6 protein-coding genes and 1 pseudogene are annotated in these 7,167 nt (G+C 63.8%); all 7 read left to right on the top strand.

From position 1 onward, the window contains the following. The coding region (locus tag R3280_RS15205; protein ID WP_318999460.1) for an MFS transporter at positions 1–1,650 on the top strand (1,650 nt) is incomplete at its 5' end. 369 nt (positions 1,651–2,019) lie between these two features. Further along, a complete protein-coding gene (mnmG, locus tag R3280_RS15200) occupies positions 2,020–3,906 on the top strand; it encodes a tRNA uridine-5-carboxymethylaminomethyl(34) synthesis enzyme MnmG (RefSeq protein ID WP_318999459.1) in 1,887 nt (628 codons plus the stop codon). Beyond that, positions 3,906–4,562, top strand: coding sequence for a 16S rRNA (guanine(527)-N(7))-methyltransferase RsmG (gene rsmG / locus R3280_RS15195; RefSeq protein ID WP_318999458.1), 657 nt, complete (start codon positions 3,906–3,908; stop codon positions 4,560–4,562). The genes mnmG and rsmG overlap by 1 nt, the downstream gene beginning before the upstream one ends. Positions 4,563–4,621: 59 nt before the next feature. Further along, the gene (locus R3280_RS15190; RefSeq protein WP_318999457.1) at positions 4,622–5,416 is read left to right on the top strand and encodes a ParA family protein; all 795 of its coding nucleotides are present in this window, start codon (positions 4,622–4,624) and stop codon (positions 5,414–5,416) included. 40 nt (positions 5,417–5,456) lie between these two features. Then, positions 5,457–6,332, top strand: a complete 876-nt coding sequence (locus R3280_RS15185) for a ParB/RepB/Spo0J family partition protein (RefSeq protein WP_318999456.1) — start codon at positions 5,457–5,459, stop codon at positions 6,330–6,332. A gap of 298 nt (positions 6,333–6,630) precedes the next feature. Continuing rightward, a complete protein-coding gene (locus R3280_RS15180) occupies positions 6,631–7,029 on the top strand; it encodes a F0F1 ATP synthase subunit I (RefSeq protein ID WP_318999455.1) in 399 nt (132 codons plus the stop codon). 19 nt (positions 7,030–7,048) lie between these two features. Further along, positions 7,049–7,167: pseudogene (locus R3280_RS15175) on the top strand (F0F1 ATP synthase subunit A); the annotation flags it as partial.

Raw genomic sequence — 7,167 nt, 5'->3', positions numbered from 1 at the left:
GTGGCGGACAAGTACGAGAAATCGCTGGTGATCCGCCGGGTCAAGGCGCTGGAAATCGGCATCATGGCGCTGGCGGCGGTGGGCCTGTGGCAGGGCTGGTACCCACTGCTGTTGCTGCTGCTGTTCCTGATGGGCACCCAGTCCACCTTCTTCGGGCCGGTGAAGTACGCCATCCTGCCGCAGGTGCTCAGGGACGACGAGCTGGTGGGCGGCAACGCCCTGGTGGAGATGGGCACCTTCGTGGCCATTTTGTTGGGTACCCTGGTTGCCGGCCTGATCATGGGCGGCGAGCATTCGGAGCGGGTGGCGGCGGTTGGCGTACTGGCGATGGCCATCGCCGGCTACCTGGTGGCACGAAAGGTGCCGGCCACCCAGGCCGGGGCGGCGGCGCTGAAGATCGGCCTGAATCCATTGAAGGAAACCTGGCACCTGATGGCCATGGCGCGGGAGAACCATTCGGTGCTGCTCAGTATCATGGCCATCTCCTGGTTCTGGTTCCTCGGGGCCGCCTACCTGACCCAGTTCCCCAATTTCGCCAAGACCGAGCTGGTGGGCGACGAGACGGTAGTGACTTTGTTGCTGGCGATCTTCACCATCGGCATCGCGGTGGGCTCCATGCTCTGTGAGCGGCTCTCCGGCCACCGGGTGGAGCTGGGCATCGTGCCCATCGGCTCGCTGGGACTGAGCCTGTTCGGCATCGACCTCTACCTCCACATGCCGGCGCCAGCGGCGGCGGTGGACTGGTGGACGGTGCTCAGCGACGGCGCCTATCGCCGCATCGCCCTGGACCTGCTGGGCATCGGCATCTTCGGCGGGCTGTTCATCGTGCCGCTGTACGCCTTCGTCCAGCACGAGACCCCCACCGACAAGCGCGCCCGCATCATTGCCGCGCTCAACGTGTTCAACGCCCTGTTCATGGTGGTCAGCGCGCTGATGGGAGTGCTGATGCTGGGCGTCATTGGGTTGTCGATCCCGGAGTTTTTCCTGGTGCTGTCGATCATGAACCTGGTGGTGGCGGGCTTCGTCTACCAGCAGGTGCCGGAGTTCGCCCTGCGGTTCGTGATCTGGGTGCTGTCCCATACGGTCTACCGGGTGCGCCACCAGGGCCTGCACCACATCCCCGAGGAGGGCCCGGTGCTGCTGGTGTGTAACCACGTGTCCTACATGGATGCGCTGGTGATCGCCGGCGCGGTGCGCCGGCCGGTACGGTTCGTGATGGATTACCGCATCTTCCGCACCCCGGTGCTGGGCGCCTTCTTCCGTCTGGCCAAGACCATCCCGATCGGCTCCCGCAACCGGGTGCCGGAGATCTATCAACAGGCCTTCGAGCGCATCGACGAGGAACTGGCGGCCGGCCAGGTGGTGTGCATCTTCCCCGAGGGCAAGCTGACCCTGGACGGCGAGATCGATACCTTTCGCTCCGGGGTCGAGGTGATCCTGCAGCGGCGACCGGTGCCGGTGGTACCGATGGCGCTGCGGGGACTGTGGGGCAGTTTCTTCAGCCACTGTGGGGGCCCCGCCCTGGGTCACTGGCCACGACGGTTCTGGTCGCGCATCGAGCTGTTGGCCCAGGCGCCGGTCTCCGCGGAGGACGCCACCGCCGAGCGGTTACAGGAGGCGGTCACCGATCTGCGGGGCGATCTGCGCTGAGGATAACCCCCGCCGGATGTGGATAAATTAAGGGATAAATTTCGGAAAAGCCGTGGGTTAATTTACTTAGTAATATATAAAACAATAAGTTAGAGTGTTTTTTGGGGTGCTTGATAAGTGGCTTAACCTGTGGATAACTTTCTTGAAAACTTTTCTGAATAAGCAATGCCAAGCCTCTGAAAATTAACGTTGTTTTTATTTTCTACAGGTTGTGCAAAGAATGATCAGTCTGGCCCGTAAGGACAGTTGCCTGGCCCTGATGACCCAGTCGGTCGTGGGTGGTTAAAATTTGCACATTCACACTGCAATTTGGTCGCCAAGGCGTTATAATCGCCGCCCAATTTTCTCCCTGTATCTCTGAGGTGACGTGTGGATTTTCCGACCCGTTTCGATGTCATTGTCATTGGTGGTGGCCATGCCGGTACCGAAGCCGCGCTGGCGGCGGCCCGCATGGGGTCGGCGACCCTGCTGCTGACCCACAACATTGAGACCCTGGGCCAGATGTCCTGCAACCCGGCCATCGGCGGCATCGGCAAGAGTCACCTGGTGAAGGAAATCGACGCCCTGGGCGGCGCCATGGCCCGGGCCACCGATCGCGGCGGCATTCAATTCCGCGTGCTCAACAGCCGCAAGGGCCCGGCGGTGCGGGCCACCCGTGCCCAGGCCGACCGGGTGCTGTACAAGGCGGCGATCCGCGAGATGCTGGAGAACCAGCCCAACCTGACCCTGTTCCAGCAGGCCGCCGACGATTTGCTTGTGGAGAACGACCGGGTCACCGGGGTGGTGACCCAGACCGGCATCCGTTTCCACGCCAACACCGTGGTGCTGACCACCGGCACCTTCCTGGGCGGGGTGATCCACATCGGCATGCAGCAGCACGCCGGCGGCCGTGCCGGTGATGCCCCGGCCAATGCCCTGGCCCAGCGCCTGCGGGAGCTGCCGTTCAACGTCGGCCGGCTGAAGACCGGGACGCCGCCGCGGATCGACGCCCGCAGCGTCGACTTCTCGGTGATGCAACAGCAGTGGGGCGACGATCCCACCCCGGTGATGTCGTTCATCGGCTCCCGCGACGAGCATCCGCAGCAGGTGTGCTGCTACGTCACCCGCACCACCGAGCAGACCCACGACATCATCCGCAGCGGCTTCGATCGCTCGCCGATGTTCGCCGGGGCCATCGAGGGCGTGGGTCCGCGTTACTGTCCGTCGATCGAAGACAAGGTCAATCGCTTCGCCGACAAGGATTCGCACCAGATCTTCGTCGAACCCGAGGGCCTGACCACCCACGAGCTGTACCCCAATGGCATCTCCACCAGTCTGCCGTTCGACATCCAGCTGGCGGCGGTACGCTCGATCCCGGGCTTCGAGAACGCCCACATCACCCGGCCGGGCTACGCCATCGAATACGATTACCTGAACCCCCAGGACCTGCGCCACACCCTGGAGACCAAGTTCATCCGGGGCCTGTACTTTGCCGGCCAGATCAACGGCACCACCGGCTACGAGGAGGCCGGCGCCCAGGGCCTGCTGGCGGGCATCAACGCCGCGCTGCAGGCGCAGGACCGGGAGCCGTGGTACCCCCGTCGGGATGAGGCCTACCTGGGGGTGCTGGTGGACGACCTGATCACCATGGGCACCTCCGAGCCCTACCGCATGTTCACCAGCCGTGCCGAGTACCGGTTGATCCTGCGGGAAGACAACGCCGACCTGCGCCTCACCGACATCGGCCGGCAACTGGGGCTGGTGGACGATGAGCGTTGGGACCACTTCAACCGCAAGCGTGACGCCATTGCCGTCGAGCGTCAGCGGCTGGAAAGCACCCGTATCCACCCCGGCACCGGCCCGGGCGAGATTGCCGATGGCCACCTCAGGCAGCCGATGACCCGGGACCAGTCCCTGGCGGAGCTGCTGCGGCGCCCGGAAATGGCTTATCCACAGATTGCCGAGATTGGCGGTACGCAGGCCGAGGACCCGGCGGTGGCGGAACAGGTGGAGATCGAGATCAAGTACGAGGGCTACATCTCCCGCCAGGCCGACGAGATCGAGCGGCTGCGCCGGAACGAGAACACCCGCCTGCCCGACGACCTGGACTACGACGTGGTGGGCGGCCTGTCCAACGAGATCAAGCAGAAGCTCAAGACCGTGCGGCCGGAAACCATCGCCCAGGCCTCGCGGATCCAGGGCGTGACCCCGGCGGCGGTGTCCCAGTTGCTGGTCCACCTGAAGAAGCGTGACCTGTTGAAGAAGCACTCCGCCTGATGTCCGCCGATCTGATGCCCCGCTGGCGGGAGCAGTTGGCCAGCGGGATTGCCGAGTTGGGCCTGGCACTGGACCGGGAGACCCAGGAGCGCCTGCTGGCGTTCCTGGCATTGCTGAACAAGTGGAACGGCGCCTACAACCTGACCGCGGTGCGCAATCCGCACGAGATGGTGTCCCGGCAACTGCTGGACAGCCTGAGCCTGGTGCCGTTTGTGACCGCGGAGCGGGTGCTGGACGTTGGCTCTGGCGGCGGCCTGCCGGGCATACCCCTGGCCATTGTGTTTCCCGGGCGACGGTTTACCCTGCTCGACAGCAACAGCAAGAAGACCCGGTTTTTGACCCAGTGCAAGCTGGAGCTGGGCCTGGACAACCTGGAGGTGATTCACGGCCGCGCCGAGGACTGCCAGCCGGACACCCCGTACCGGCAGGTCACCAGCCGGGCGTTCACCGCGCTGGCCAACCTGGTGACCTGGTGCGGCCCATTGCTGGCAGCGGACGGTGAGTTCCTTGCCATGAAAGGCCAGTTTCCGGATGATGAGGTAGCGGCATTACCGGCGGGCTGGCGGGTGAAGCACCACCAGTCCCTGACCGTGCCCGGGTGCACCGGCGAGCGTCACTTGCTGAGGCTGGACCGACAGCCGTCCACCGCCGACTGACGCCGGCAACGATTCAACAACGACCCGTTAACCCAGCAGCTGAGGACAGGAGGCGAACCATGGCGCGCGTGATTGCGGTCACCAACCAGAAAGGTGGGGTGGGTAAAACCACGACCTGCGTCAACCTGGCGGCCTCCCTTGCAGCGACCAAGCGTCGCGTGCTGCTGGTGGACATGGACCCCCAGGGTAACGCCACCATGGGCAGTGGCGTCGACAAGAACGCCCTCACCCGGTCCGGCTTCGACCTGCTGACCAAGCGGGCGAGTGCGGCGGAGGTCATCGTCCAGGTGGAATCCGCCGGTTACGACCTGCTCGGGGCCAACGGCGACCTGACCGCGGCGGAAGTCGAACTGATGAACGAAATCGGCCGCGAGCATCGGCTGCGGCTGGCCCTGAACACAGTGCGGGAAAACTACGACTACATCCTCATCGACTGCCCACCGTCGCTCAACCTGCTCACCGTCAACGCGCTGTCGTCGGCGGATTCGGTGCTGATACCGATGCAGTGTGAGTACTACGCCCTGGAAGGGCTGGCCGCGCTGATGAACACCGTGGAGCAGATCCAGGAGACGGTGAACCCCAACCTGCAGATCGAGGGCATCCTGCGCACCATGTACGACCCGCGTAACAGCCTGACCCTGGACGTCTCCGGCCAGCTCAACGAGTACTTCGGCGACAAGGTCTACCGGGCGGTGATTCCCCGCAACGTGCGTCTGGCGGAGGCCCCCAGCTACGGCCTGCCGGCATTGAAATACGATCGGGCCTCCAAGGGCTCCATCGCCTACCTGGCGCTGGCGGGGGAAATGGTCCGCCGGCACGGCACAACGAAGACATCCGCGGCGGTAGCCGTGTAAGATAGCGGGCTGACTCTGATCGGGAAGAATGACAGACACCATGGCGGCAAAAAAACGAGGATTGGGTGAGCGCGGATTGGGCGCGCTGCTGGCGGGCTCCAAGGTCAACCTGGAACAGGACGTGGCCGGTCACGACGGCGAGCTGCGTGAGCTGCCGGTCGACCTGATCCAGCGGGGCCGCTATCAGCCGCGGCGTGACATGGACCCCGGCGCCCTGCAGGAACTGGCGGACTCCATTCGCCAGCAGGGGGTGATGCAACCGGTGGTGGTGCGCCGCATCGAGGAAGGCCGCTACGAGCTGATCGCCGGCGAACGCCGCTGGCGGGCGACCCAGATGGCGGAGCTGGACCGTATTCCCGCCATCATCCGCGAGGTGCCCGACGAAGCCGCCATCGCCATGGCGCTGATCGAGAACATCCAGCGGGAAAACCTCAACCCGATCGAGGAAGCCTTCGCCCTGCAGCGGCTGCAGGAAGAATTCGGCCTGACCCAGGCCCAGGTGGCCGAAGCGGTGGGCAAGTCCCGGACCACCATCACCAACCTGTTGCGGCTGATCGGCCTGAGTGAAGACGTGCGGACCATGCTGGAGCACGGCGACCTGGAAATGGGCCACGGCCGGGCCATGCTCACCCTGCCGCCGGAACAGCAACTCCAGGTGGCTCGCCAGGTGGTGGCCAAGTCCCTGTCGGTGCGCCAGACCGAGGCGCTGGTGCGCCGCCTGCAACAGGAAACCGCGAACCCGAAACCCGCCGAGTCCCGTGAATTGGACCCCAACATCCGCGCCCTGCAGGACGACCTGTCCGAACGGCTCGGGGCCCGGGTGTCCATCGCCCATGGCCAGCGTGGCAAGGGCAAGCTGGTGATCGAATACAGTTCCCTCGACGAGCTGGATGGCATTCTGGGCCATATTCAGTAATCGCCGCCCGGGCCCACCGCGGGCCCAGTTGGTAGCGGGTTCCTGCGACTTTCGACCCGGCTCGTTGGTCTCTCCCCGAGGGTCGACCACTACATGTAGTGGTGAAAAAAGAAACACATCCCCATTTGTGTCGGATGGCCCGACAGCCTAGCGTTTTCGCGTCCTTACGGGCGTTTTCCCCGCTGCCATTCTGTTGATTCGGGCAGACCGAAAACATATAATCTGCCGCGCTTGTACGCGGTGTATTTTTACCTGGGTACCCAACACCGACACAAGGCGGCTATTTTCCGGGGCTTACATGACGAAGGCACATTCGAGCGGCATCGGCCGTCCGCCCATCGCTCGCTGGTTTCTTATTCAGGGCGTGGTGCTGGTACTCGTCGGTCTGGCGTTTTTACTCAAGAGCCCCGTTGCCTGTTATTCCGCCTTTCTGGGAGGCCTTGTTTTCCTGCTTCCCCACGGTTATTTCGCGTTCAAGGCATTCCGCTACTCCGGCGCGCGGGCTGCCAAGAAGATCATGAGCTCTTTCTATCAGGGTGAGGCCGGCAAGCTCATCCTGTGCGCCATCCTCTTCACGATGGTGTTTAAATGGATTCAACCGCTTGATGTAGCGGCACTTTTTCTTACATTTGCGATCATGCTGGTCACCAATCTGGTGGCCCCGTTCCTGGCGAACGGCAGAGCGCAGCGAAATTAACTGGACCTGAGAGAATGTTATGGCAGGCAGTGCATCTGAATATATCCAGCATCACCTCCAGAACTTAACCTATGGCAAGCTGCCGGCAGGCTATGAGCGTGCCGACGGAACCGTGACCACCGAAGCCGGTTGGACCCT

Source organism: Marinobacter sp. (assembly GCF_033722195.1).
In the GTDB taxonomy this organism is placed as follows: Bacteria; Pseudomonadota; Gammaproteobacteria; order Pseudomonadales; family Oleiphilaceae; genus Marinobacter.
Note: the sequence above shows the minus strand (reverse complement) of the source record. Positions and strands in the feature narration are given on the sequence as shown.